Below are 24,432 nucleotides of genomic sequence, written 5' to 3' on the forward strand. Positions count from 1 at the left end.
TCTTCCGGTGCGAGGCGATCAGGACTTGCTGGCAGCGCGCTTCTTGGCCTGCTTTTCGTCCTTCACGTTCTCGTGGATGATCTTGTCGATCAGCGTGTTGGCCGCATCCAGTTGCTTCTGGTAGACGGCCGTGGTGAACAGCGGCTTGGTCGGCGCGGTGGTCGGCAGCATGGCGCCGTCCTGGTTGTGCAGGTTCACCGTGGCGGTCATCGACAGGCCAATGCGCAGCGGATGCTTGTCCAGCTCCTTGGGCTGGGTCAGCGCGATGCGCACCGGTACACGCTGCACGATCTTGATCCAGTTGCCGGTGGCGTTCTGCGCCGGCAGCAGGGAGAACGCGCTGCCGGTGCCCACGCCCAGGCTCTGCACCTTGCCGTGGTAGGTCACGTCACTGCCGTAAAGGTCCGACTCCAGCTCCACCGGCTGGCCGATGCGCATGTGCTCGAGCTGGGTTTCCTTGAAGTTGGCATCGACCCAGATCTGGTGCAGCGGCACTACCGCCATCAGCGCCAGGCCCGGCTGCACGCGCTGGCCGACCTGCACGGTGCGCTTGGCCACATAGCCGTCCACCGGCGCCACCATGGTGGTGCGGGCGGTATCAAGATACGCCTTGCGTACCTTGGCGGCAGCGGCCTTCACGTCCGGGTGCGAGGCGACCACGGTGTCGTTGACCAGCACCTTGCGGGTGTTGAGGTTCTGCTGCGCGCTGGACATGGCGCTTTCGGCCGCGGCCAGGGCATCACGGGCATGCGCCAGTTCCTCGCTGGAAATGGCACCGCTCTTGGCCAGGTTCTTGCGGCGCTCGTAGTCGGCGCGGGCCTTGTCCAGTGCCACCTTGCGTGCGGCCAGATCGGACTTGGCGCTCTGCACGTTGTTGTACAGACCCAGCACATTGCGCACGGTGCGCGCCAGATTGGCCTCGGACTGCTGCAGCGCCACTTCGGCGTCGCTGGGGTCCAGCTTGACCAGGGTCTGACCGGCGTGGACCAGGTCGCCATCCTCGGCGCCGATGCTGACCACGGTGCCGGCGATACGTGGCGTGATCTGCACGATGTTGCCGTCGACGTAGGCATCGTCGGTGTCCTGGTACCAGCGGCCTTCGACGAAGTACCACACGGTCCAGGCGATGGCGGCCAGTACGACCACGACCAGCAGACCGCGCATCAGCAGCTTGCGACGACCGGCGCGCTTGGTTTGGGCTTCGCTCTTTTCAGGCGAGGCGTTGGTGTTCTCGGTGCTCATGGGGCTGCCTCAGGAATGATCGGAAGAAGTGGAGGTGGGAGCGGCGTCGGCCTTGGGCTGATAGCCGCCACCAAGTGCCTCGATAAGGGCAATGGAGCGTTCGACCTGCTGCGACTTCAGGCTCGCCATGCGCTGCTGCGCGGTCAGCAGCTGCTGGCGCACGGTCAGCGCCTGCAGGTAGCTGCCGATGCCTGCCTGGTAACGCTCCTGTGCCAGTTGCCAGGCCTGGCTGGCGGCGTCCTCGGCCTGCTGCTGGGCAGCAATCTGCTGCTTCAGCGAATGCATGTCCGAGACGTCATCGGCAATGTCATTGAGTGCACCGACCAGGGTCTGGTTGTATTGCGCCACGGCCTCGTCGTACTGAGCATCGCGGTTCTTCAGGTTGGCGCGCAGCTTGCCGCCTTCGAAGATCGGCAGGCTCACCGCCGGCGCCACGTTGTAGAAACGTGCCGGCATCTGGAACAGGTTGGTGCCGCCACCCATGGCGATGAAACCGGCCAGGGCGCTGATGTCCAGATTGGGCATGAATTTGGTCTTGGCGGTCTTGATCTGGCCACGGGCGGCCTCGACACGCCAGCGCGCGGCGACCAGGTCCGGGCGGCGACCGAGCAGGTCGGCCGGCAGCTTGGACGGCAGCGCCACTTCGGCCGGTGTCAGCAGCTTCGGACGGGTGATCGACAAGCCACGGTCCGGACCCTTGCCCAGCAGTTTGGCCAGGGCGATGCGCGCCGCTTCCACTTCGCGCTTGGCGGCGGCCACCTGCTGACGCGCGGCGGCCACTTCGGCCTGTACCTGCTTCATCTGCAGCTGGCTGTCGATGCCGGCGTTGACGCGCTGGCTGGTGAGCTTGTGCACGCCCTGTGCGCGCTTGAGCTGATCCTCGGCGATGTCTTGGCTGCGAAACGCATAACCCAGCTGCACGTAGGCACTGGCCACGGCGCCGGAGAGCTTCAGGCGGGCTGCCTGCGCATCGATCCTGGCCGCGTGCACCTGGCCCACGGCCGCTTCATACGCCGAGCGTTTGCCGCCCCAGATGTCCGGGCTCCAGCTGAAGCTGCCATAGGCGTACTTGGCGATGCCGAAGTGACCGCCAAGCGGCTCGGGTACCACCGTGGTCGGAAGGTAGGTGCCGGCCACGCTGGCGCCGGCGTTGACCGTCGGCTTGAGACCGGCATCGGCTTCAAGCGCGGCGGCCTGGGCCTGCTGCGTGCGTGCATCGGCGGCGGCCAGGCTGGGGTTGTTGGCCAGCGCTTCCTTGATCAGCTGGTCCAGCTGCGGATCGCCCAGCGAGGTCCACCAGTCCTGGCTCGGCCAGGCCGCCGGCGACAACGTGACGCCAGCCAGGCTCTTCGAGGCGTGCAGCTGGCCCGGATCGGTCAGCGAGCCGGTGGTGTGCAGGCCGTTCATGCTGGCGCAACCGGAAAGGGCCACGGCCAGCGCTGCAGTGAGTGCTAGTGCGGAAGTTCGCATACGAATTGCCTAGGCGGAATGGGGTGTGTTGTCCGAACGCAGGGCACCCAATACGCGTCCGAGATAGTCCAGCAGACGCTTGCGCTCGGAGGGGTCCAGATCGCGTTGTGCGCGGTCGATCAGGTTCTGGTTGATGGTGTCCAGATGGCGCCACATGGCCTCGCCGGCATCGGTCAGCTCGATGCGCAGGGCGCGGCGATCCTGCGCATGCTTGTGCCGGCGCAGGTAACCCTTGTGTTCGAGCTGGTCGAGGATGCGGGTCATCGCGCCGCAGTCGTGCTCAAGCGAACGGGCCAGCTCGCTGGCACTCATCGGGCCCAGCGTGGCCAGTCGCTTGATCACCAGGAACTGCGTATGACGAAGCCCGACGCCGTCGGCGGCCAGGTCGCGCTCGAGGGCGCGCACCAGCTCGTGCTTCACCAGCCACAGCAGTACGCCGAAGCTTTCTTCCGGCGCGGTGGTGGAGGGTTCCGTGTTCATGGCCAAGGATTCTATTGCCGAAAATATAATTGTCAAGGCAAATATATCCTTGGATTGTTGCGCTGCAAAAACAGTGTGTTCCGCGTCCGGGTGGGCGCTCAGGCGGACTTGAGCGCCAGTTCGTCCTCGATCAGGGCGCGCAGCGCCGGATGGCGCACGCTCAGAAGATCGAACACGCCCAGCGCGCGCAGCACCGGCAACAGCGCCAGCAGGCGAGGTTCGAGCTGGCAGCGCTTGGGCTCGGGTGTGGCCGGATCGAGCATCAGCGCGGCGTAGGCGAGGAAGCGACCCAGCGCATCGCCGGCATCGGTGATACGGGGCGCATGGAATGTCTGTGTGTGGGACATACCGGACTCCACAAGCAGTGTGCGGCCCGGCGGCGCGTGGCATCCGGGCGGCGGGGGTTGAGGGAGGCGCGTGGCGGCGGCTGGCACCGTGGGGCACAGACTAGTGCAGGATTGCCGTGACCTGATAACGTCTTAAGGTCAATAAGTATCGAGAACCGGTCAATGGGCAACCATCAGGTATGGGCCAATATCGAGCGTGCCGATGGTCCGGCGCTGATTGCGCACGTATTCAACGAAAAGCTGATGCATGAAGAGACGCCCTGGCACACCCATGTGCGCGGGCAGTTCATCTACATCGATAGCGGGGTGGTACGTCTGCGTACCCGTTTCGGTGACTGGACACTGCCACCCCACCGGGTGGGTTGGATGCCTCCGGGCGAGGAACATACGGTGCGGGTGGATGTGGTTTCGCGTGGCTGGGGGGTGTTCGTGGCGCCGCAGGCGGCGTGCGATCTGCCGGAGCGGCCCTGCGTGCTGGGCGACAACCCGTTGATGCGCGAGCTGGTCTACCGTGCCAGCAGTTGGGCGTTCGAAGATGCGCTGGTGCCTGAGCAACAGCGCGTGCTGGCCGTATTGATGGATGAAATCCGGCGCGCACCGAGTGAGCCGCTGAGCTTGCCAATGCCTTCGGACCGGCGCCTTGCCCGTGTGACGCAGGCCTTGCTGATCGAGCCCGGTGACAACCGCAGCCTGGATGACTGGGCGCAGCAGGCCGGATTGTCGGCACGCACCATGACCCGGCTTTTTCGACAGGAAACCGGCTGCAGTTTCGGCCAGTGGCGTCAGCAGGCCCGGTTGACTCGCGCCGTGCAATGGCTGGCGGCAGGGCGTGCCGTGAGTGATATCGCCATCGATCTTGGGTATGAGAGTGTCAGCGCGTTCGTGGCCATGTTCCGCCGGCATTTCGGCATGGCGCCGGGGCGTTACGTGCGGGGTCTGGGACCCCATGCGCCCCTGCACGCGTTTGGCAGTGTCTCGGTGGAAGAGGCGCTACCTGCGTGAGCCACCTTTGCCGGGGCAAGCATGGCGCTTTGCGCGCTGCGACGGCGTGTCTTGCCTAAAGGCGCCGCGCTCATGCCATGCTTTGGGGCGGGCCGCGTGGCCGTGGTCCCTTTTCAAGGAGCAAGCATCCGTGATCAAAGCAATGCGTGCGGCGCTGGCCGTGCTGTGGCTGGCCATGGCGGCCGCCCCCGCGATGGCCGCCGATGGCCAGACGAAGGCTCAGGCGTTACCGGCGCCGGTGGCCGCGCTGGCTGCCAAAGGGGTGAAGATTGCCGGGCGCATGGCCGCGCCGGATGGTTTCCAGGGCTTTCTGGGCAACTATGATGGCCAGCCCGTGCCGGTATATCTGCTGCCCGGCGGCAAGGTGGTCAGCATTGGCAGTCTTTACGACGCCCATGGCAACGACCTGACCCAGGAGGCGCTGCGCAAGGCTGCTTCGCCCAACCTGAAAGCGGCCGACTGGCGCGCGCTGGCGCAGTCGCGCTGGTTCGCCATTGGCGCGCAGAAGCCGCGGCGCATCATTTATCTGTTTGTCGATACCGAGTGCGGCTATTGCCATCAGCTGTGGCAGAAACTCACGCCGTACCTCAGCGATGGCGAGATCCAGCTGCGCCTGGTGCTGGTGGCGATGATCTCGCCCAAGAGCGAGGGCCGCGCGGCAGCGATACTCGAGCACGACCACCCGGGCATGATGTGGGCTCGGCATGAAGCGGCCTGGGGGCATAGCCCGATTCAGCCGCTGAAAACCGTGCCGGCGAAAATCGCCGCCGATCTCAAGGCCAATGCCGCGCTGATGCATCACCTGGGCGCGTTCGGCACGCCGACGGTGGTGTACCGCCAGAGCGCCAAGCATCTGCGCCTGATCCAGGGGCTGTCCTCGCCGGCGGCGATCAAGCAGGTGTTCGGCGTGCAGTAACCGCTTGCGGTGAGATGTTTGGGAAACAAAAAAGGCGGCACCCGCGAGGGCGCCGCCTTTTTCATGAGCCGATGGCCTGCCGCTTAGTGCGCGGTCGGCTTGAAGCTGACGAAGCGCTCGAACAGCTCGTGGATGCGACGGTACTCGTCGTACCAGTCATCGGCGTGATGGAAGCTGTGGCGTTCCATCGGATACAGCGAGATCCAGAAGTTCTTCTTGTGCAGCTCGATGAAGCGCTGGTACAGGCGGATCGAGTCGCTGGGCATGACGTTGTTGTCGATCAGGCCGTGGCAGATCAGCAGCGGATCGGCCAGGTTCTTGGCGTACTCGATCGGCGAGGACACCTTGTAGGCCTGCGGGTCGATCTGCGGATCGTTGAGGATGTTGGCGGTGTACTCGTGGTTGTAGCTGGTCCAGTCCGACGGCGGGCGCAACGCCGCACCGGCGGCAAATTGGCCCGGCGCACGCAGCAGCGCCATTTCGGTCATGAAGCCACCGTACGAGCCGCCGTAGATGCCCACATGCTTGGGATCGACGTTGTAGTGCTTGACCATGTAGGCCTTGCCGTCGAGCAGGTCTTCAAGCTCCGGGTGGCCCATGTGCTGGTAGATGGCGGTGCGCCAGTCGCGGCCGTAGCCCTCCGAGGCGCGGTAGTCCATATCGATGACCACATAGCCTTCCTGCGTGAGCATGTCGTTGAACATCTGCTCGCGGAAGTAGTAGCTCCAGCCGCGGGTGACATCCTGCAGATAACCGGCGCCGTGCACGAAAACGGCCGCCGGATGCTTCACGTTCGGATTGAAGTTTTTGGGCAGGTAGAGCTTGGCCCAGATGCCGAAGTCGCCATGGCTGGACGGCACCTTGACGTACTTGGGCGCCACAAACTCGTCCATCACCTTCTTGTAACCGGGCTTGAGCGTATCGGTCAGCTCGTGCGCCTGGCCGCCGGCGGCATTGATGACCGCCAGCTGCGGGGGCGTGTAAGGCGTCGAATGCAGCACGGCGATCTGGCGGCCATCCGGCGACAGTTCAAAGCCGTCCAACGCCTGGAAGTGGGTCACGCGGGTGAGCGAGCCGCCGGTGGCCGGCAGTCGGTAGATGTCGTAGTCGTACGGCGTTTCCTTGTTGGTACGCACGTAGAACCACTTGCCGTCCGGTGAAAGCTGCGGATGGCTGACTTCGAAATGGCCCGAGGTCAGCTGACGCGTGGCGCCGCCCAGGGGCTTTTCGTACAGCTGCGAGAAGTTGCTGACTTCGGACAGGAACCACAGCGTGTGGTTGTCCTTGAGGAAGCCGAAATCGTTGAAGTTCCAGCTGATCCAGGCATCGTCGTGCAGATGGTTCTGCACGGCAAGCGCGTGCTTGGCGAAGTCGACCGTGGTCAACCAGCGGTCCTTGTTGTCGATGGCACGCAGCTGCACCGCGGCCTGGGCGCCGTTGTCACTCCAGACGATGGTGGCGTAACCGCTGCCTTCGGCAATGCGCACGCCACGGGTCTTGGGCGCATCCAGCGCGTCGGCCTCGGCATCGTGGCCCTGCTTGCGCAGCTTGGCCTGGGTCTGGGCGCGCAGCTTGGCCAGCGGGTCGGTGTGGATACCGGGCAGGGCATCCAGCGACAGGCTGTACTGATGATGGGTCTTCAGGTCCAGCAACTTGAGCTGCTGCGGCGCCGGGTCGTTGTGTCCGACGTAGGTGCGCGCATCCTCCGGCTTCACATAGCCCGAGCGGGTCACGTAATGGATGACCTGCGGCGACTTGCCGGCATCGTAGTTGGCCGACTGGGTGACCACCAGCATGTAGCGGCCATCCGGCGACAGCGAGGTGTCGACGATCTTGCTGTCCTTGCCCAGGTAGTACGGCTGCGCCGAGCGTGTCGGGTCGGCCTTGTCCAGCGCGCTGTCCTGCGCCTTCTGCGCATCCTCGTTGTGCTTGATCTCGCGCAACGTGGAGAACAGATGCATCTGCAGGCGCTCAAGCTGGTCCTGCTTGGCCTGGTCGGGATTGTCGGCGCTCTTGAGCTCGGCCACCGGGCTGGCAAGACCGTCGCGCAGGTTGTAGCTGTACCACTGGTTGCCGTCGCGGTATTGCAGGTTCTGGCCGCGCGCGCCCCACTGCGGCGAACTTTCGTTCTGCGGCGTGCGCGTCACCTGCATGACCTGGCCCGAGCTCAAGGTCTTGATGAACACATCGCCATGGCGGATGTAGGCGGCATGCGTGTGGCTGGCATCGAACACGGCCGGACCGCTGACGGTGTCGCGCTTGGCATCGCTGACCGCCATGGTTTTGCCGGTGGCCGGATTGACCTGGTACAGATCGCGCACCTGGCTGCCATCGCGCTTGAGCGAGTAGTAGATGGACTGGCCATCGGCCGACCAGTGCGGCTGCTCCACCGCAGGACCAATCCAGTCCGGGCTGGCCATGATCTGCTCCATGTTGAGCTTGGCCGCCCAGGCAGGGAGCGTGACCAGTGCCGCTGTGACGGCAAGGGCAATTCGACGCATGCGCATCTCCACAACGATAGGCAAAGTCCGAGGATACCTGAGCTGACCGGCACTTAAATGCCTCGTATGCCGAAAGTCAGGTGCGGGACAAGGCCGCCCGGCGCTAGGCTGTGACACCGACTTTTCAGACTTACGCGAGGCTTTGTCTTCATGCGTCACGTTCGATCCCTGCTTGCGATGGCCTGCACCCTGGCCGCCGCGCCGGTGCTGGCCGCTACCGTGCCGCCGCCGGCTTCGCCGCGCCATGACGTCACCGACGTGATTCATGGCACCACGGTGCACGACCCCTACCGCTGGCTGGAAAATGCCGGCAATCCCAAGGTGCAGGCATGGATCGCCAAGCAGAACGCACACACCGAGTCGGTGATCGGCGCCATGCCGGCCGGCAAGGTGTTGACCAAGCGGGTGCGCGAACTGGCCGTGACCTCGACCACGCGCTCCTCGCCGCTATTGGCCGGGGGCACGCTGTTCTACATGCGTGAAACCCCGCCGCAGCCGCAGCCGGTACTGGTGGCGCAGGGCTGGCCGCACGGCAAGACGCGCGTGCTGGTCGATCTCAACAAGGATGGCGGTAGCGTCGCCATCACCGGCTACTGGCCGTCGCCACATGGCCGTTACCTGGCCTACGGCACCGCCAAGGGCGGCAGCGAGCTGACCACACTGCATGTGCTGGACGTGAAAACCGGCAAGACCTTGTCGGACACGCTGCCCTGGGCCGGCGGTGGCACCACGCCGCAGGCCGTTGCCTGGGATGCCAATGCCCACGGCTTTACCTACGTGCGCTTTGCGCCGCCGCCGAAGGGGCATGAGGTCAAGCAGTTCAATGCCACGCTGGTGCATCACGTGCTGGGCCACGCCGCATCCAGTGACCGGGTCACCTTCGGCAAGGGCTATTCGCATGTGGCCGAATACCGGTTGCTCAGCTCGCCCGGTGCGCGCCATCAGGCGGTGCTGGCCAATATTGGCGATGGCGGTCCGGCCGACGTGTTCGTCAAGCACGGCGCGCACTACCGCCGCGTGCTTGGGCATGATGCCAATGTGCGCGAGGCTGCATGGATCGGGCAGAAGCTGGTGGTGGTGGCCTTCAAGGACGCACCGCGCGGCCAGCTGCTGAGCGTGGATGCCGATGGCCGCACCCAGGTGCTGCTGGGCCAGCGCGACGGCGCCATTCAGAGCGTGGCGCCGCTGGGTCAGGGCTTCGTGGTCACCTACAGTTCCGGTCCGGACTGGTGGGCCGAGCAGTTCGATGCCCAAGGCAAGGCGGTGCGTCACGTGCCGTTGCCGGCGCATGGCATCAGCATCGGCGGCATTGCCTCCGAGCATGGTTCCGATGAGGCGCTGATCACCTACGGTGGCTGGACGCTGCCCTCGCGCTGGGCCGAGTACGACGCGCGCAACGGCAAGCTGCATACGGTGTTCGAAGTGAAGCCGGCCTCCGATACGTACGACAAGATCGAGGTCAGTCGTATCAGTGGCACCTCGCGCGATGGCACCCGCATTCCGGTGACCGTGCTGTCGATGCCGGGGGTCGATGCCAATGGCAAGCGCCCGACCATCCTGTACAGCTACGGTGGCTTCGACATTCCGATCCGGCCCGGCTTCATCGGCGCGCGTCTGGCCTGGCTCGAGCACGGTGGCGTGCTGGCCTTTGCCAACATCCGAGGCGGCAATGAGGACGGTGAGGCCTGGCATCGTCAGGGCATGGGCGAGCACAAGCAGAACGTGTTCGATGATTTCTTCGCCGCCGCCCAGGCGCTGGAGAACGAACATTGGACCGATCCGGCGCACCTGGGCATTCTCGGCGGCAGCAATGGCGGCCTGCTGATGGGCGCCGAGCTGACCCAGCATCCGCGAGCCTTCCGTGCGGTGGTGGCCGAGGTCGGCATCTACGACATGCTGCGTCATGAAACCGCGTTCGCCAACGGCCAGTACAACGTCAGCGAATACGGCTCGATCGCCGATCCGGCGCAGTTCAAGGCGACCTATGCCTACTCGCCGTACTACAACGTCAAGAAGGGCACGGCCTATCCGGCCGTACTGATGACCACCGGTGCCAATGATCCGCGCGTGGCGCCGTGGCAGTCGCGCAAGTTCACCGCTGCATTGCAGTGGGCCTCCAGCTCCAAGCAGCCGATCCTGCTGCTGACGCGCATGAATGCCGGTCACGGTGTCGGTGCGCCGTTCAGCCAGCGCGTCGGCAACACCGTGCTGAGCCTGACTTTCTTCGCGCACGAACTGGGCTTGGATGTGAAGTAAGCATCGCCCTCGGCTGAACTTCGACAGCGGGCCGCTCGCGTTATGCTTGCGGTCCGTTTTTTTAAGAGAGTCGCCCGATGAGCGTACTGCCCTGCGTTGAAACCGAAACCGGCGCTTGCCCGACGCACAGCATTCTCTGGTTGCACGGCCTGGGCGCCGACGGCAACGACTTTGCGCCGATCGTGCCCGAACTGGTGGCGCCGGAATGGCCGGCGCTGCGCTTCGTGTTTCCGCATGCGCCGACGCGTCCGGTCACCGTCAATGGCGGCATGGCCATGCGTGCCTGGTATGACATCAAGGGCATGGACTTGGCCGACAAGCAGGATGCCCAGGGCGTGAATGCCTCGGTGACGCAGATCGAGGTGCTGCTGGCGCGCGAGATCGAGCGTGGTGTGCCTGCCGAACGCATCGTGCTGGCCGGTTTCTCGCAGGGCGGGGCGATCGCGCTGTCGGCCGGATTGCGTCATGACCAGCGCCTGGCCGGCATCGTCGCCCTGTCGACCTATCTGCCGCTGCACGAGACGCTGGGTGCGCACCTGGCCGAGGCCAACCGTGCCACACCAATTTTCTGGGGCCATGGCCAGAACGACCCGGTGGTGCCCTATGCGATGGGGCAGATGTCGCAGCAGTGGCTGGTCGGGCATGGATACAGCGTCGAGGCGCACAGTTATCGCATGGCGCATCAGGTCTGTGCCGAGGAAATCGCCGACCTGCGCTCCTGGCTGGGCGCACGGTTGCAGGCCGCTTGAGCGACAGCATGGGGTGCTTGGCGGTACGCTCGGCATGGCTGGCCTGCGGGGGCGGGCGGAGCTGACCGATGATGCGTGTCGCCAAGCGAGAAGATGCCGCGCTGCTGCCGGACTTTTGCCGGCTGCCGGTATTGTTTGCCTTGCTGCTGGTGGCCGGCATCACGGTTACCGTGATGCTCTTGGCGCCGGGCACGCGGCTGGATTTTTCCGGCTACAGCACCGCGGTGCTGTTTGCAGTCTGGTTGGCGCTGATCAACGCCGTGTTGCTGTGCAAGAGTCGGCCATGGCTGTTGCGCCTGCCGGGGCTTTGGCCGTACTTGGTCTGCTGGCTGGGCATGGTCCTGGTGGTGGCGGTGGCCAGCGCGCTGGTGTGGTGGCTGGACCGCGCTCTGATGATGGATCTGGCACCCGTGGCGTGGGCGCATTTCGTATTGGGCAATATGGCGATCGCGGCGCTGATAGGCGCGGCGCTGTTGCGCTATTTCTACGTGCTCGAGCAATGGCGCGCGCGCCTGGCCGCGGCCGCCCAGGCGCAGGTACAGGCGTTGCAGGCACGCATTAGGCCGCATTTCCTCTTCAACAGCATGAACACAGTCGCGGCGTTGGTACGCGTGGACGCTGCCGCCGCCGAGCGCACCATCGAAGACCTTGCCGACCTGTTCCGGGCCGCGTTAAGCAGTGACGACATGGGCACGGTGGGTGACGAGTTGGTGCTGATCGAGCGCTATCTGGGCATCGAGCAGTGGCGACTGGGGGAGCGCTTGCATGTGGAGCGCGACCTGGAGCGACTGCCGCGCCAGCATTTATTGCCACGCCTGTTGCTGCAGCCGCTGGTGGAAAATGCCGTGCATCACGGCGTGCAGCCGCGCCTCGCCGGCGGTTGCGTGCGCATGCGTGGGGGGGATGATGACGGCATGCTGTGGTTCGCCATTGACAATCCGCTGCCCGACGGCCCCACCGAGCCCGGATTGGGCCATGGCCTGGAGAGCGTGCGTCAGCGCATGCGGCACTATTACGGTGGCCGTGGCCACATGCAGGCTGGCCGCGAGCATGGGCGTTTCTGCGTGACGTTGCGCTGGCCACGCGATATCACGCCGCTCTCGCTTGACGGGTCGGCAGCATGAGTGACGTGCTCGGTGTGGTGCTGGCCGACGATGAGCCACTGGCGCGAGCCCGACTGGGCGCCTTGCTCGGGGAGTGCGAACAGGTCCAGCTGCTGGCGGCAGTGGCCGATGGCGAGGCGGCGCTGGCCGCCTGTCGCCAACATCAGCCGCAGGTATTGCTGGCCGACATCGAGATGCCGGGACTTCGAGGCACCGATCTGGCCGCCGAGCTGGCCGGGCTGATACCCGCGCCGCAGGTGATTTTCTGCACCGCCTACGATCAGCATGCCGCGCGTGCCTTCCAGCTGGGCGCCGCCGACTACGTGATGAAGCCGGTGCGACTGGAGCGGCTGCGCCAGGCGCTGGAGCGCGCGCGTCGCCTGTTGGCGCCGGTTGATGAGGCACCACCGGCGCTGTTTGCACAGCAGCACGGCGAAGCGCGACGCATCCCTATCGACGAGGTGCACTACCTGCTGGCCGGTGACAAATATGTCACCGTGCATCATGAGGCGGGCCAGGCTCTGACCGAGGCCTCGCTGCGTCAGCTTGAGCAGGCCCATGCCGGACAGCTGCTCCGGGTGCACCGCAATTGCCTGGTGCCGGTGGGCCGGTTGCGTGCGCTGGCCACGCTGGATGATGCGCGCGTGGTGGTGCGTATTGATGGCAGTGATTTCACGCCCGAGGTCAGTCGTCGCAATCTGGCGGTGGTGCGTCGGCATTTGCGCGGCTGATCACCGGCGTCGTTTGCGCCACAATGGCCGCATCTATTCGTTCCACCTGCAAGGAATCCCTAACCATGACTGTCGCCCCGCTGCGCATCGCCACCCGCAAGAGCGCGCTGGCGCTTTGGCAGGCCGAGCACGTGGCCGCGCTGCTGCGCCAGGCTCACCCCGAATTGACGGTGGAACTGGTGCCTCTGTCCACGCGTGGCGACGAGGTGCTGGACAAGCCACTGGCCAAGATCGGCGGCAAGGGTCTGTTCCTGAAAGAGCTTGAAGTGGCCATGCTGGAGGGGCGCGCCGACATCGCCGTGCATTCGCTGAAGGACGTGCCGGCCGAACTGGAAGAGGGCTTCGCGCTGGGCGCGATCCTGCCGCGCGCCGACGCCGCCGATGCCTTCGTCAGCAACCACTACGAGCGTTTCAGTGATCTGCCCGAAGGCGCCGTCGTCGGCACCTCGTCATTGCGCCGGCAGTCGCAGCTTCGTGCCCTGCGTCCGGATATCCAGCTGCGCGACCTGCGCGGCAACGTCAACACGCGACTGGCCAAGCTGGATGAAGGCCAGTACGACGCCATCATCCTGGCCTGTGCCGGTCTGGAACGGCTTGGTTTGGGCGAGCGCATCCGCTCGCGCATGCAGGCTCCGACCTGGCTACCTGCGCCGGGGCAGGCCGCAGTGGCGGTGGAAATGCGTAGCGGTGATGCCCGCGTGGCGGCGCTGCTGGCGCCGTTGCATGATGTTGACACCGCCACCACGGTCGGTGCCGAGCGTGCCATGAATCAGGCGCTGGGTGGCAACTGCTCGGTGCCGGTGGCGGCCTGGTGCGTGGCCGTGGAAGCCGGCATCACGCTATACGGCATGGTCGGCGATGTGCAAAGCGGGCGCCTGCTTCGCGCCCAGGCCAGCGCCGATGCTGGCACCGCCGCGGCACTGGGGCGTGAGGTGGCCGAGGACCTGCTGCGTCAGGGCGCGGCCCAGTTCCTGCCTGGCCACTGAACCGAGCCGCGCGCACGCGTTGCGCGGCGAGCTTTTTCAGGGACTCAACAAGCGAACGCCCCACCAGTCTGGCGGGGCGTTCGTCATGCTGGCGACCAGTCAGGCATGGCGCATGCCAGCTGCCGCGATCAGAAGTTGTACACAAGATTGGTGGTGTACAGCGTGTCGGTGTGCTTGGTCTGGTTGTCCACGTCGGAGTTGTAGCGCACCTGATAGGCCAGCTTCAGTGCCAGTTTCTGCGTCACCGTCACCGACATGCCCAGGTCATTCTGGATATAGGTGTTCTGCGAGCCGGCTTCGACCAGCAGCGTGTCTTCCAGGCTGGTATTGGCGGTCATGCGCAGCTTGCTGTTGACCAGGCTGCGGCCGATGACTTCGTCGTTGACCGGGGAGTGCACCTTTACCGACGTGCCATTGATGGTCTGGTAGGTGTCGGCCGGACGGTAGCGCTTGTAACCGGGGCCAATTTCGAACGACAGCTCGGCGCGGGCATTCTTCAAAGCGATATAGCCGTAGCCGATCGAGTAGGTGGCCTGCCACAGGTTGGAGCCGAAGTCATCGTGCTCGTAGCGGGCGGCATTGACCAGATAACTGCGCGGGTTGAACTTGTAGCCGATCGATGCGGCGCCATCGTAGCGGTTGGCCGTGGTCTGGAAATCGGTGGTGCCGTCATCGTTGGTGGTGTCGGCCTTCGAACGCAGGCCGGTCAGCGAGAAGGCGTTCTTCCAGCGCTCGTTTTCCTGGTTCAGACCAAGCTTGGCGTTGAGGTTCTCGGTATGCGAGTTGCCGTGGGCCGAAGCGAAGCCGAACTCACCGGAACCGGACCAGCCGCCGCTGGTGGCGTTGTCGGCGGCCGAGTCCTGGGCATGGACGGCGAACGGCAGGGCGATAAGCAGCGACAGGGGCAGGAGCAGGGCTTTGTTCATGGCATAAGGGCAGTGTGAGGAGGGCGTATGAACCGGCAGACGTTAAGTCATGCCGTTGAATCGATCGTGAATGCGACCCGGAGACTCAGGCTTGGGGCACGGCGCCACGGGTGTCATCGACCAGCAGCGCGCGCAGCGCCATGCCAGCCTGGCAGCTTATGGCCGAGGCCAGTGCCAGCGTGGCGCGTTCATCAAGCGTGCTGGCGATCACCAGCAGCATGCAGGGTACGATGAACATGAGTCCGGCGGCCAGCAGGCAGCCGGGGCCACGGCGCAGTAGCGCCGGGCCGACCGGCGGGTCCAGTGAAAGCAGGCCAAACGCCACACCCAGCAGCAGCAGGCCCAGCAGAGACAGATCCACGTGTCCCGAGGGCGAGGATGGACCCTGCAGGGCCAGACTCGCCCACAGCCACTGCCCACCCGAGAATAGCGCCCCCATCACCGCGCCTGGCCGGGGCTGCGTCGATGCCGGGGGGGCTCGGTTCGCGGCAGGTGCCGATGCCACCAGTAGGGTGAGCACGGCGCACGCCGTCATGGCTGCGGCGAACAGCCGGGTGGCCCAGAATTCGTTGCTGCCGCGGGCCAATCCGCCGACCGCCAGCATGGGAAGAAAAGTCAGCAGGCCGAGCATGGCGCCCAGCCCGGGACGTGCGCGCAGGCGCATCTGCCAACCGCCGATACCGGGAAGCGTAACCATACCGCCGAGCACGATCATCACCAGCCCCAGCCCCAGGGGCACCAGTACCTCGCCGCGGCCATTGAGGCGCAGGTTCAGGGCCAGCGCCGTGCCGACCAGCGCCCACAGGCCGTACCCGGTGGGCATCATCGTGAGCACGGCGCGGCGCCACGGCGCCATGGTCACCCCTTCAGGCACGGGGCGCACGGATATTGATGGGCAGGGCGGGTTGGGCGGGCAGGATCATCTCAACTCCGGGGTGTTTGACCGGCCAGTATGGCCACGGCGGAATGAACTGACCGTCACCTGCGCTTGAAGCTACGGATGGAACGGCCAGAGGATGGGAATCAGCCACATCGACAGCGCACAGAACAACGCGATCAGTGGGATGCCCACCTTCATGAAATCGGTGAATTTGTAGCGTCCGGCGTAGTACACCATGGTGTTGGTCGGATAGCCCACCGGCGTGGCGAACGAGGTCGCGGCCGCGAACGCCACGGCGACCACGAACGGGCGTGGATCGGCGTTCACCGCATGCGCCACCGAGGCGCCAATGCCCACCATCAGTACCACCGACGGGTTGTGCCCCATCAGCTCGGTGAGCAGGGCGGTCAGCAGATACACCATCAGCAGCGCGGCCAGCGGTCCGTGATGGCCGATCAGGCTCATGCCGGCGGTCACCACATTGTGCGAAAGGCCGGTGTTCTCGATGGCCGTGCCCAGCGGCAGGATGGCGCCGAGCAGTACGATGATTTTCCAGTCCATGCCTTCGTAGACGTCCTTGCGCCCGAAGCAGCCGGTCAACGCCATGGCCACGGCGCCGGCGATGGCGGCGATCGGGATCGGCATCCAGTGCAGGCCGGAAACGGCGATCACGGCAGCCATGATGCCCACTGCGATGAAGGCCTTGCGCTGGGTTGGACGGCCACCCTCGCGCTGGCTGAGCACAATCAGGTTCTCGTCGCTGCGCAGCTTGGGCAGTGCGGCCTCCTCGACCAGTACCATCAGCACGTCGCCGACCGCCAGCGAGACGTTGCTGAGCTTCTCGCGCAGGATGTGGCCGCGGCGATGGATCGCCAGCACGGTGGCGTCGTAGCGCCAGTTGAGGTCGGTCTCGGCCAGGCGATGGCCCTCGATCGGGCTGGCCGGCGCGATCATTACCTCGGCCAGCACGCGCGGGTGATCGTCGTTGCGCGCGTAGCGGCTTTCCGGCGCGCTGTGCAGGCCGGCACGATGCTGGAAATCCTCGATCTTGTCCCAGTCGCCGCGCACCAGCAGCACGTCGCCCTCGGCAATCTGCTGCGAACGCGGCGACCACATGCGCCGCTCGCCACGCAGCAGTTCCAGCGGATACACGCCGTACTGCTCGCCCAGCTTGGCCTCGCCGATGCTCTTGCCCAGCAGCGAGGAATCGGGCGTCACGCGCAGCTCGGTGACGTACTTGCCGATGTCCATCTGCTCGGGCATGTCGGCATTGATTTCCTTGGGCAGCAGCCAGCGTCCGACCAGCATCAGATAGGCAATGCCGACCACTGCCAGTACCGCGCCCATCTCGGTGAACTCGAACACGCCAAAGCCCGGCAACCCTTGCTTTTGCGCCAGTGAGTCAGCCAGCAGGTTGGACGAGGTGCCGATAAGCGTGCACACGCCGCCCATCTGCGCCGCGTAGGCCATCGGCATCAGCACGCGTGCCGGCGAGGTGCGCGTGCGCTCGCACACGCGCAGCGCCAGCGGCAGGAAGGTGGCGACCAGCGCGATGTTCTTGATGAACGCGCCCAGCGGCGCGATGGCCAGCATCAGCGCCAGCGACAGCAGCCAGGGCTTCTTGATGCGCATCAGCAGGCGGCTGAGCGGATCGAGGGCCCCGGAGCGCTCGATCCCCAGGCTTAGCGCGAACATCGCTGCCACGGTCACCGTGGCCTCGTTGCTGAAGCCGGCCAGCGCCTCGGCCGGCGAGACGATGCCAAGGATGACCAGAGCGGCCAGCGCAATCAGCGCCACCAGGTCGATGCGCACGCGTTCGCTGGCGAACAACGCCATGGCGATCACGATGACGGCCACAGTGGCCCAGGCTTGCCAACTCATACGATCCTCGAAAGGGCCGTGCGACCGAACCGTCGGCCACTTCACCCGAACCGACAGCATAACCGGTTGCGCCAGCGCGGTGCGCGCCCCTTGCGAGGTCGGTCGCTCGGCCGCATGCTAGCGGGCGATCGCCGCCGGCCCGCCGGGCGCGCGCGGTGCGGCCGCAAGGCGACAGCCGGCGCGGCCGTGACCAGCCTTCGAGGTGACCGATGGACCGTTACGAGCGCATTCTGACCCTGCACCGGCTGCTCAAGTCGGCGCGCTATCCGCTGCCATTGTCGCGGCTGATGGAGGAGCTGTCGTGTTCGCGTGCCACGTTGTACCGCGATATTGCCTTCCTGCGCGATGCGCTGGGTGCACCGATCGAATCGGCCGGTGGTGAGCAGGCCGCGTTCCGCTACGAGGTGGGTGAGGGCGAGCGTTTCGAGCTGCCCGGCCTGTGGCTGACCTCGGATGAATTATCGGCGCTGATGGCACTGAATGCGCTGATGGAGCGCTCCGACCCGGGCGTGCTGACCGGAACGCTGGCGCCATTCAAGGCGCGCATCGAGCGGCTTCTGTCCGAACAGGCTGGCGGCAGGGACGTACCTGTCGATCGCATACGCGTGGTGCCCTATGGCGCGCGAAAACTCGACCAGCACGTGTTTCGCATCGTCGCCGGCGCCGTGCTGGAACGTTGCCAGCTCGGTTTTCGCTATCGCGCCCGCACCACCGACGCCGAGTCGCGGCGTACAGTCTCCCCGCAGCGTCTGACCCACTATCGCGACAACTGGTACCTGGATGCCTGGGATCACGATCGCGAGGGCCTGCGCAGCTTCGCCATCGACCGCATGGCCGAGGCGCGCACGCTGGATGTGCCGGCGCGCGATATCGACGGCGACGAGCTGGACCAGGCGCTGGCCTCCAGTTACGGCATTTTTGCCGGCGTCCCCAAGGCCTGGGCCACGGTGCGCTTCTCCGCGCATGCCGCGCGCTGGGTGGCCGACGAGCACTGGCATTCGCAGCAGCGCGGCACCTGGCTGGAGGATGGCCGCTACGAACTGAAGCTGCCGTATTCCAATTCGCGCGAGCTGCTGATGGACGTGCTCAAGTACGGTCCGGATGCCGAGGTCATCGCGCCACTGCCGCTGCGTGAGGAGATGAAGATCCTGCTGCAGCTGGCGCAGGGTGTCTACCAGCAGCCGCCACGCCCCTGATCCCTCATCCCACGGACGAACTCAAGCCATGGCCGTGCATCGCAAGCAAAGCGTTCCCGTCAATGACGCGCCGCGTGCGCCGCGCGTAGGCATTGCGCTGGGGGCAGGCGGGGCCAAGGGGCTGGCACATATCGGCGTGATCGAGGAACTGGTCGAACGCGGCTTCGAGATCGTCTCCATCGCCGGCAGCTCGATGGGCGCGCTGATCGGCGGCATTCACGCTGCCGGCAAGCTGGATGTCTATAGCGACTGGGTCACCGCGCTGGCCAAGATGGATGTGTTGCGCCTGGTCGACTGGACGCTTTCGGGCGGTGGCTTGATCAAGGGCGAGCGCATCATCGAGACGCTGCGGGGTCTGGTTGGTGACACCAATATTGAGGAGCTGCCACTGGCCTATACTGCCGTGGCCACCGACATCGAGCGCCAGCGCGAAGTGTGGATGACCCACGGACCGCTGTTCGATGCCATTCGCGCCTCCATCGCCATTCCGACCATTTTCCGTCCGCACCAGCACAACGGCCGTCTGCTGGTCGACGGTGCCTTGCTCAATCCGGTGCCGGTAACGCCGCTGTTGCGCAGCGCCTGCGACTACATCATCGCGGTCAGCGTGGACGGCCCGGCCGAGACGGCTACGCCCGAGCGCGATGCTGACAGCACCCAGGACGCGGCCGGCAACGAGACGCATCGGCGTCGCTTCACCAACTTTGTCAGCAAGCTGATTCCGCACGGCGAGGAAAAGCCGCGCGAGCCCGGTGCCCTGAACCTGCTGATGCAGTCCATGGACCTGATGCAGGCCAACTTGGCACGGCTGCGTCTGGCGGCGTACCAGCCGGATCTGCTGATCGAGCTGCCGCGCAATGTGTCGGCCGCCTACGAGTTCTACCGCGCCCGCGAGCTGATCGAAATGGGCCGCCAGCGCGCGCGGGCCGCGCTGGCCGAATGGGCGCCGACGCCGCTGCCGGGCGTGGCGTTGCGTCAGCTGTGCGGTCCCGGCTGTGACGAAGGCGAAGCTGGGCAGCGTGCCGCGCCGCAGGCCGGTTAAAGTTCTTCTATGCCGGTGACCTTGGCGCGGCGCATCAGCCAGGCCACGCCACGCAGATCGGCAATGCCCACCAGCGCCCGGCCAAGGTTGGTGTACTTGGAGCTGCCGGCGTGGCGCGCGCGGTGGTTCACCGGTACCGACTTCACCTTCCAGCCCGCGCGCTGCATCAGTGCTGGCAGGTAGCGGTGCATGTGGTCGAAGTAGGGCAGGTCCAGAAATGCAGCACGCTCGAACAGCTTGATGCCGCAGCCGGTATCCGGCGTTTCGTCCTGCAGCAGACGGCTGCGCAGGGCATTGGCAAAGCGCGATCCCAGGCGCTTGCTGGCGGTGTCCTTGCGGTTGACACGCCAGCCGGCGAACAGCTTGTAGCCGGGCTCGGCGCGGTCGCGTTCGGCGATCAGGTTCGGGATGTCGGCCGGGTCGTTCTGGCCATCGCCGTCGAGCGTGGCGATCCAGCCGCCACGCGCGGCCTTCACGCCACTGCGCACGGCGGTGCTCTGGCCACTTTGCTTCAGGTGATGCAGTACGCGCAGTTCCGGGTGTTCGGCCTTCTGTGCGGCCAGCACCTGGCGGCTGTCGTCGCGGCTGTCGTCGTCGACGTAAATCACCTCGTAATCGACCTTGCCACGCAGGGCGGTGGCGATTTCGGCAAGCAGCGGCGGAATGTTGTCGCGCTCGTTGAATACGGGCACGACCACGGAAAGCTGGGGCATCGGGATGCATCTCGGGAAACCGGGGGCAGCGCCCATTATCGCCGATGCGGCCGATGTCTGCAGGTGGTGTGTAATGCGCACCGGAATCGGACGGTCTTAGCTTGGGCCGGTGCACGCCGGCGTCCATTTCCCAAGGAGAACACCCATGCAGACCCACAACATCGCCAAGGGCGCCCTGATGACCCTGCTCGCGGCCGGTGCCATGAGCGTGGCCGGTGGTGCCAGCGCAGCCGATTCGATGGGCCACGCCAAGACCATCAAGTGCTATGGCGTGAACGCGGCCTACAAGAACGACTGCCAGTCGCCGGGTCACTCCTGTGCCGGCCAGGATGCCAAGGCGCGCGATCCGAACGCCTTCGTGGCCATGCCGGCCGGCCTGTGCGCCAAGGTTGGTGGCAGCACCGAGCCGGGCAAGGCGGCGATGATGGACAAGATGGGCAAGTAAGCATGTCGGCACCGCTTGCCGGCGGTGTGCAGCCGGTCCCGGCCCGTGCCGGGATCGGGCTGCGCCCACCGCATTTCAACCATGTGCTCCAGGCGCGCCCGCCGGTGCCGTTCTTCGAGGTGCACAGCGAGAATTTCTTTGCCGACGGTGGCCCGTTGCTGGACACGCTGCTGCGTGTGCGCGAGCACTACCCGGTCAGCCTGCATGGCGTGGGTTTGTCCTTGGGTTCGGCCGATTGCATTGATCGCGAACATCTGCGCCAGTTGGCCACCCTGGTGACGCGCGTGCAGCCCGGACTGGTGTCCGAGCACGTGTGCTGGGGCGCCATTGGCGGGCGGCATTTCAACGATCTTTTGCCGCTGCCCTACACCGAGGAGGCGCTGGCGCTGATGGTGTCGCGCGTCGATCAGGTGCAGCAGGCGCTGGGTCGCGAGCTGTTGCTGGAGAATGTCTCCAGTTATCTGCGTTACACCCATGAAACCATGAGCGAATGGGAGTTTGTTGCCGCGCTGTGCCGCCGCAGCGGCTGCCGGCTGGTGCTGGATGTGAACAACATCTACGTCAATGCCATCAATCACGGTTTTGACGCCGATACGTTTGTGCAGGCCATCGCGCCGCAGATGGTGGGTGAATTTCATCTGGCCGGCTTCACTGCGAAGACGGATCTTGCCGTGCCGCTGCTGATCGATTCGCACAGTGCACCGGTGGCGGCGCCGGTGTGGGATTTGTATACGCGCGCCGTGGCGCGCCTGGGTGTGCATCCGACGCTGCTGGAATGGGATACCGATCTGCCGGCGTTTGCGGTGCTTGAAGCGGAAGCCAAGCGGGCGCAAGCGATCCTGGATGCCAGCGGCACCGGCGAGGTGGCGGCATGAGCCGCGGGCCTTCGCTGGGTCAACTGCAGTACGCCTTCGCCGCGATGATGCAGGACGATCTTGGGTCCCTGCCGGTGTGGGTGGCCGGCAACGGTCTGGAGCCGGTGGCGCGGCTTCGCGTCTATCGCCATAGCATTCGTGCGGTGCATGCCTCGGCGTTGGAAACCACCTTTCCGGCGTTGCTGGCCTGGGTGGGCGAGGCCTGTTTTGCCGACCTATGCGATCGCGTCGCGGCCCAGACGCCCAGCCGCAGCGGCAATCTGCAGCATTACGGCGCAGGCATGGCCGCGCAGGTCAGCGCCAGTGCCGTGTTGGCGACGTACCCGTGGCTGCCCGACCTGGCGCGCCTGGAGTGGCAGCGTCAGGCCTGCCTGCTGGCGCCGGACATGTCACGGGGGGATACCCGGCATTTGATGCGGGCACTGGCCGATGCCGAGGGTGATGTGCGGCTGCGCCTGGCACCGCACGTGCACGCCATGGACGTTGCGTATGACGTGCTCGATCTATGGCGACATGCCATCGAGCCCGGCCCAAACATGCCTTCCATTCGGCGCAGTGCCTGTGGCGTGGTGCTCTGGCGCGATGGCGGCCAGGTCGCCATGCAATCGGTGTCGGTGGCGACGGCGCGTGCTGTCTCGGCGCTGATCGAGGGCTGCGCCCTGTCACTGGCGCTGCAGCGGGCCGGTCTGGATGACGCCATGCCCATGCTGCAACTGCTGGTGGAAGGGCAATGGCTGGCCGACATCGAGCCGGTGTCCGATCTCCCCGTTCCTGGAGCGTGATGACATGCCCGACGCTACTTCGTTCAAGACTCCCCTGCGCGCCTGGCAGCGCGCGACAGGTGCCGCTGCTGGACTCGCCCCGTGGTGCCTGCTGGCCATGCGCGTGTTGGTGGCGCTGGCCTTCTGGCGCGCCGGGTCGGTGAAGCTGGCCGACCCTTCCGGCACGCTGTATCTGTTTACCGATGAGTATCACGTGCCATGGCTGGCGCCGGGGTTTGCGGCGGCGCTGGCCACCTGGACCGAGCTGGTGTTGCCCTGGTTTTTGGGTCTGGGGGCGGCCACGCGGCTGGTGGCCGTGGTGCTGTTTGTCTACAACATCATCTGCGTGGTGTCGTATCCGGCGCTGTGGCCGATGGGGTTCTGGCGCGGATTGGCGCATGGCCAGTTTGCCGATCACCAGGCCTGGGCGCTGATGCTGTTGGCGGTGATCGCCTGGGGGCCAGGGCGCTGGTCGCTGGATACGCTGCTGGCGCGGTGGTGGCAGCGTCGCACGACGTGACCAAAGCGCACCTGGGTGAGTTCATCGCGCAAAAGCCCACCCGTTTGTCGGGTGGGCCTTTTGTTGGGGGAAATGACCCGTCGCGACAAGGCCAGCGCCGCCGGTTCAGCGATGGAGGATTCAGGGTGCCTTGGGGGCCGCGCTTTCGCCATCATCCAGGCTGGCCGTGCGTGCCTCGACATGGCCCTCGATGGCCTGGGTCCAGGCGCTTGCCACGGCGCTGAAGGGGCGTGAGCTGCCACGGTCGGTCAGCATCACCAGCCCGCCATGCGGCATCGGGACTTCGCGGCCGACCCAGCCCTGGCGCTGGAAGTTGCGCACGTGTGACACCTGGCGGTGCGGGAAATACAGCACCACCACCGGCTCGCCATCGTGCCGCGTGACCAGATGCACCGCCTTGTAGGGTCCGACCATGCAGTCGTGCACATAGGTGGTGCCGGACGGCACCGGCCCGCGCAGGGCCACGCCACGACCGGCAAAGCCCATTTTCACCGCATGCGGCGTGAGCGGCTGGATCAGGTCCAGCGAGGCAATTTCCTCGGGCATGTGTGCTACCGACAGGGCCGGCAGCGAATGTGCGTCGTGTTGTTGCCAGGCATAGCCGCCCACGCCCATGGCCAGGATCAGGCTGGCGGCCACGGCCAGCCACGGCTGGCGACGCCGCCAGCGCTGTCGCTGCAAGGTGCTCTGGGCCAGCAGCGCACGTTCGGTCAGGCCCTCGGGCACGTCGATCTTGAGCGCGCCTTCGAGGCGATCCTCGAACTGCTGCGCGCGCTGCCAGGCGGCCTGGCAGGCGGCGCACTCGAGCCGGTGCGCCAGCATGTCGGCGGCCTGGCTGCGAGGTTCGGCGCCAAGGCGTCGGCGAAATTCAAGACAATCCATGGTCGGTTGCCTCCATGGGGTCATCCTGCAACAGGGTTTTGAGTTTCTGGCGGGCGCGGAACAGTTGGGTGGCAACCGCACCGGGCTTTTCGCCCAGTTCGGCGGCAATTTCCTCGCAACTGAAGCCGCCCAGCACCTGCATGGCCAGTGGCTCGCGGTACTTCAGCGGCAGCTGGCTCATGGCGGCACGAATATCGGCCGCCTGACCGTGGCGCTCGGGACTGGCCCAGGCGCCGTCGTCGGCCACGCGCACGTCGTCCAGCTCGATCGTGTCCAGGCGTTTGCGCTCGTAAAGACGTGCGTGCTCGCGGCGCAAAATGGTCATCAGCCACGGCTTGGCCGCGGCCGCCTCACGCAGGCTGTCCATGTTGCGCCAGGCGCGCAGCAGGGTTTCCTGCACCAGGTCTTCGGCCAGTGCCGACTGGCCGCATAGCCAGAAGGCAAAGCGGTACAGGTCACCGGCATGGGCGCGGGTCAGCGATTCAAACTGGCGTTGGCGTGGGCTCACCCTACGCAAGACCGGAAGCC

General features: G+C 65.9%; 24 protein-coding genes. 13 read left to right on the top strand and 11 right to left on the bottom strand.

The window, feature by feature from the left end; translation table 11 throughout:
• Positions 1-18: 18 nt before the first annotated feature.
• The 4 genes from HBF24_RS11615 to HBF24_RS11630 all read right to left on the bottom strand — a co-directional run bounded on the left by HBF24_RS11615 (position 19) and on the right by HBF24_RS11630 (position 3,539).
• Positions 19-1,242: an efflux RND transporter periplasmic adaptor subunit gene (locus HBF24_RS11615; protein ID WP_167173048.1), complete on the bottom strand. Its 1,224-nt coding sequence runs from the start codon at positions 1,240-1,242 to the stop codon at positions 19-21.
• A 9-nt stretch (positions 1,243-1,251) separates the two neighbouring features.
• Positions 1,252-2,712 (bottom strand): efflux transporter outer membrane subunit, encoded by a 1,461-nt coding sequence (locus HBF24_RS11620; protein ID WP_167173050.1) that lies wholly within the window; start codon positions 2,710-2,712, stop codon positions 1,252-1,254.
• Between the two features lie 9 nt (positions 2,713-2,721).
• Positions 2,722-3,192: a MarR family transcriptional regulator gene (locus HBF24_RS11625; RefSeq protein WP_167173052.1), complete on the bottom strand. Its 471-nt coding sequence runs from the start codon at positions 3,190-3,192 to the stop codon at positions 2,722-2,724.
• A gap of 98 nt (positions 3,193-3,290) precedes the next feature.
• Entirely contained in the window at positions 3,291-3,539 is a 249-nt protein-coding gene (locus HBF24_RS11630; protein ID WP_167173054.1) for a hypothetical protein, read from the bottom strand.
• A gap of 162 nt (positions 3,540-3,701) precedes the next feature.
• On the opposite strand from HBF24_RS11630, the gene HBF24_RS11635 reads away from it, so the two are divergent.
• On the top strand, positions 3,702-4,541 hold the full coding sequence (locus HBF24_RS11635) for a helix-turn-helix transcriptional regulator (protein ID WP_167173056.1): 840 nt from the start codon (positions 3,702-3,704) through the stop codon (positions 4,539-4,541).
• Between the two features lie 130 nt (positions 4,542-4,671).
• A complete protein-coding gene (dsbG, locus tag HBF24_RS11640) occupies positions 4,672-5,457 on the top strand; it encodes a thiol:disulfide interchange protein DsbG (protein WP_167173058.1) in 786 nt (261 codons plus the stop codon).
• 83 nt (positions 5,458-5,540) lie between these two features.
• Here dsbG and HBF24_RS11645 read toward each other — a convergent pair whose 3' ends face one another.
• On the bottom strand, positions 5,541-7,958 hold the full coding sequence (locus HBF24_RS11645; protein ID WP_167173060.1) for a prolyl oligopeptidase family serine peptidase: 2,418 nt from the start codon (positions 7,956-7,958) through the stop codon (positions 5,541-5,543).
• A gap of 150 nt (positions 7,959-8,108) precedes the next feature.
• Here HBF24_RS11645 and HBF24_RS11650 point away from each other — a divergent pair, with 150 nt between their 5' ends.
• From HBF24_RS11650 to hemC, 5 genes are all read left to right on the top strand, one after another.
• Positions 8,109-10,214 carry a prolyl oligopeptidase family serine peptidase gene (locus tag HBF24_RS11650; RefSeq protein WP_167173062.1) on the top strand — a complete coding sequence of 702 codons (2,106 nt, stop codon included), beginning with the start codon at positions 8,109-8,111 and terminating at the stop codon, positions 10,212-10,214.
• 77 nt (positions 10,215-10,291) lie between these two features.
• Positions 10,292-10,963 (top strand): dienelactone hydrolase family protein, encoded by a 672-nt coding sequence (locus HBF24_RS11655; protein ID WP_167173064.1) that lies wholly within the window; start codon positions 10,292-10,294, stop codon positions 10,961-10,963.
• Between the two features lie 68 nt (positions 10,964-11,031).
• Positions 11,032-12,087 carry a histidine kinase gene (locus HBF24_RS11660; protein WP_167173065.1) on the top strand — a complete coding sequence of 352 codons (1,056 nt, stop codon included), beginning with the start codon at positions 11,032-11,034 and terminating at the stop codon, positions 12,085-12,087.
• Positions 12,084-12,797: a LytTR family DNA-binding domain-containing protein gene (locus tag HBF24_RS11665; RefSeq protein ID WP_167173067.1), complete on the top strand. Its 714-nt coding sequence runs from the start codon at positions 12,084-12,086 to the stop codon at positions 12,795-12,797. Before HBF24_RS11660 ends, HBF24_RS11665 begins: the two co-directional genes overlap by 4 nt.
• 65 nt (positions 12,798-12,862) lie before the next feature.
• The gene (gene hemC, locus HBF24_RS11670) at positions 12,863-13,783 is read left to right on the top strand and encodes a hydroxymethylbilane synthase (protein ID WP_167173069.1); all 921 of its coding nucleotides are present in this window, start codon (positions 12,863-12,865) and stop codon (positions 13,781-13,783) included.
• A 128-nt stretch (positions 13,784-13,911) separates the two neighbouring features.
• Here hemC and HBF24_RS11675 read toward each other — a convergent pair whose 3' ends face one another.
• From HBF24_RS11675 to HBF24_RS11685, 3 genes are all read right to left on the bottom strand, one after another.
• Positions 13,912-14,709, bottom strand: a complete 798-nt coding sequence (locus tag HBF24_RS11675; protein ID WP_167173071.1) for a DUF481 domain-containing protein — start codon at positions 14,707-14,709, stop codon at positions 13,912-13,914.
• Positions 14,710-14,794: 85 nt separating this feature from the next.
• Complete coding sequence (locus HBF24_RS11680; protein WP_167173073.1) at positions 14,795-15,565, bottom strand: hypothetical protein; 771 nt, start codon at positions 15,563-15,565, stop codon at positions 14,795-14,797.
• A gap of 138 nt (positions 15,566-15,703) precedes the next feature.
• The gene (locus HBF24_RS11685) at positions 15,704-17,470 is read right to left on the bottom strand and encodes an SLC13 family permease (RefSeq protein WP_167173075.1); all 1,767 of its coding nucleotides are present in this window, start codon (positions 17,468-17,470) and stop codon (positions 15,704-15,706) included.
• A gap of 209 nt (positions 17,471-17,679) precedes the next feature.
• Here HBF24_RS11685 and HBF24_RS11690 point away from each other — a divergent pair, with 209 nt between their 5' ends.
• Complete coding sequence (locus tag HBF24_RS11690) at positions 17,680-18,666, top strand: YafY family protein (protein ID WP_167173077.1); 987 nt, start codon at positions 17,680-17,682, stop codon at positions 18,664-18,666.
• Between the two features lie 28 nt (positions 18,667-18,694).
• A complete protein-coding gene (locus tag HBF24_RS11695; RefSeq protein ID WP_167173079.1) occupies positions 18,695-19,708 on the top strand; it encodes a patatin-like phospholipase family protein in 1,014 nt (337 codons plus the stop codon).
• Here HBF24_RS11695 and HBF24_RS11700 read toward each other — a convergent pair.
• Complete coding sequence (locus HBF24_RS11700) at positions 19,705-20,427, bottom strand: glycosyltransferase (RefSeq protein WP_343162762.1); 723 nt, start codon at positions 20,425-20,427, stop codon at positions 19,705-19,707. The genes HBF24_RS11695 and HBF24_RS11700 overlap by 4 nt on opposite strands.
• A gap of 139 nt (positions 20,428-20,566) precedes the next feature.
• On the opposite strand from HBF24_RS11700, the gene HBF24_RS11705 reads away from it, so the two are divergent.
• Genes HBF24_RS11705 through HBF24_RS11720 form a run of 4 tightly spaced genes read left to right on the top strand, consistent with a single transcriptional unit; the run spans position 20,567 to position 23,022 of the window.
• Positions 20,567-20,866, top strand: a complete 300-nt coding sequence (locus HBF24_RS11705) for a DUF2282 domain-containing protein (RefSeq protein WP_167173083.1) — start codon at positions 20,567-20,569, stop codon at positions 20,864-20,866.
• 2 nt (positions 20,867-20,868) lie between these two features.
• A complete protein-coding gene (locus HBF24_RS11710; RefSeq protein WP_167173085.1) occupies positions 20,869-21,741 on the top strand; it encodes a DUF692 domain-containing protein in 873 nt (290 codons plus the stop codon).
• Positions 21,738-22,523: a DNA-binding domain-containing protein gene (locus tag HBF24_RS11715; RefSeq protein WP_167173087.1), complete on the top strand. Its 786-nt coding sequence runs from the start codon at positions 21,738-21,740 to the stop codon at positions 22,521-22,523. The genes HBF24_RS11710 and HBF24_RS11715 overlap by 4 nt, the downstream gene beginning before the upstream one ends.
• A gap of 4 nt (positions 22,524-22,527) precedes the next feature.
• Positions 22,528-23,022, top strand: a complete 495-nt coding sequence (locus tag HBF24_RS11720; protein WP_167173089.1) for a DoxX family protein — start codon at positions 22,528-22,530, stop codon at positions 23,020-23,022.
• Positions 23,023-23,142: 120 nt separating this feature from the next.
• On the opposite strand, the gene HBF24_RS11725 is transcribed toward HBF24_RS11720, so the two are convergent.
• Together HBF24_RS11725 and HBF24_RS11730 are read right to left on the bottom strand one after the other, a co-directional pair.
• Positions 23,143-23,904, bottom strand: a complete 762-nt coding sequence (locus HBF24_RS11725) for a DUF3379 family protein (protein WP_167173091.1) — start codon at positions 23,902-23,904, stop codon at positions 23,143-23,145.
• The gene (locus tag HBF24_RS11730) at positions 23,891-24,412 is read right to left on the bottom strand and encodes a sigma-70 family RNA polymerase sigma factor (RefSeq protein ID WP_167173093.1); all 522 of its coding nucleotides are present in this window, start codon (positions 24,410-24,412) and stop codon (positions 23,891-23,893) included. Before HBF24_RS11730 ends, HBF24_RS11725 begins: the two co-directional genes overlap by 14 nt.
• Positions 24,413-24,432: the final 20 nt, after the last annotated feature.

Source organism: Oleiagrimonas sp. C23AA (assembly GCF_011759385.1).
Taxonomy (GTDB): domain Bacteria; phylum Pseudomonadota; class Gammaproteobacteria; order Xanthomonadales; family Rhodanobacteraceae; genus Oleiagrimonas.

Coding starts and splice junctions, on each gene's coding strand:
- HBF24_RS11615 (WP_167173048.1), bottom strand. CDS start 1,242: ATGAGCACCGAGAACACCAACGCCTCGCCTGAAAAGAGCGAAGCCCAA.
- HBF24_RS11620 (WP_167173050.1), bottom strand. CDS start 2,712: ATGCGAACTTCCGCACTAGCACTCACTGCAGCGCTGGCCGTGGCCCTT.
- HBF24_RS11625 (WP_167173052.1), bottom strand. CDS start 3,192: ATGAACACGGAACCCTCCACCACCGCGCCGGAAGAAAGCTTCGGCGTA.
- HBF24_RS11630 (WP_167173054.1), bottom strand. CDS start 3,539: ATGTCCCACACACAGACATTCCATGCGCCCCGTATCACCGATGCCGGC.
- HBF24_RS11635 (WP_167173056.1), top strand. CDS start 3,702: ATGGGCAACCATCAGGTATGGGCCAATATCGAGCGTGCCGATGGTCCG.
- HBF24_RS11645 (WP_167173060.1), bottom strand. CDS start 7,958: ATGCGTCGAATTGCCCTTGCCGTCACAGCGGCACTGGTCACGCTCCCT.
- HBF24_RS11650 (WP_167173062.1), top strand. CDS start 8,109: ATGCGTCACGTTCGATCCCTGCTTGCGATGGCCTGCACCCTGGCCGCC.
- HBF24_RS11655 (WP_167173064.1), top strand. CDS start 10,292: ATGAGCGTACTGCCCTGCGTTGAAACCGAAACCGGCGCTTGCCCGACG.
- HBF24_RS11660 (WP_167173065.1), top strand. CDS start 11,032: ATGATGCGTGTCGCCAAGCGAGAAGATGCCGCGCTGCTGCCGGACTTT.
- HBF24_RS11665 (WP_167173067.1), top strand. CDS start 12,084: ATGAGTGACGTGCTCGGTGTGGTGCTGGCCGACGATGAGCCACTGGCG.
- hemC (WP_167173069.1), top strand. CDS start 12,863: ATGACTGTCGCCCCGCTGCGCATCGCCACCCGCAAGAGCGCGCTGGCG.
- HBF24_RS11675 (WP_167173071.1), bottom strand. CDS start 14,709: ATGAACAAAGCCCTGCTCCTGCCCCTGTCGCTGCTTATCGCCCTGCCG.
- HBF24_RS11680 (WP_167173073.1), bottom strand. CDS start 15,565: ATGGCGCCGTGGCGCCGCGCCGTGCTCACGATGATGCCCACCGGGTAC.
- HBF24_RS11685 (WP_167173075.1), bottom strand. CDS start 17,470: ATGAGTTGGCAAGCCTGGGCCACTGTGGCCGTCATCGTGATCGCCATG.
- HBF24_RS11690 (WP_167173077.1), top strand. CDS start 17,680: ATGGACCGTTACGAGCGCATTCTGACCCTGCACCGGCTGCTCAAGTCG.
- HBF24_RS11695 (WP_167173079.1), top strand. CDS start 18,695: ATGGCCGTGCATCGCAAGCAAAGCGTTCCCGTCAATGACGCGCCGCGT.
- HBF24_RS11705 (WP_167173083.1), top strand. CDS start 20,567: ATGCAGACCCACAACATCGCCAAGGGCGCCCTGATGACCCTGCTCGCG.
- HBF24_RS11710 (WP_167173085.1), top strand. CDS start 20,869: ATGTCGGCACCGCTTGCCGGCGGTGTGCAGCCGGTCCCGGCCCGTGCC.
- HBF24_RS11715 (WP_167173087.1), top strand. CDS start 21,738: ATGAGCCGCGGGCCTTCGCTGGGTCAACTGCAGTACGCCTTCGCCGCG.
- HBF24_RS11720 (WP_167173089.1), top strand. CDS start 22,528: ATGCCCGACGCTACTTCGTTCAAGACTCCCCTGCGCGCCTGGCAGCGC.
- HBF24_RS11725 (WP_167173091.1), bottom strand. CDS start 23,904: ATGGATTGTCTTGAATTTCGCCGACGCCTTGGCGCCGAACCTCGCAGC.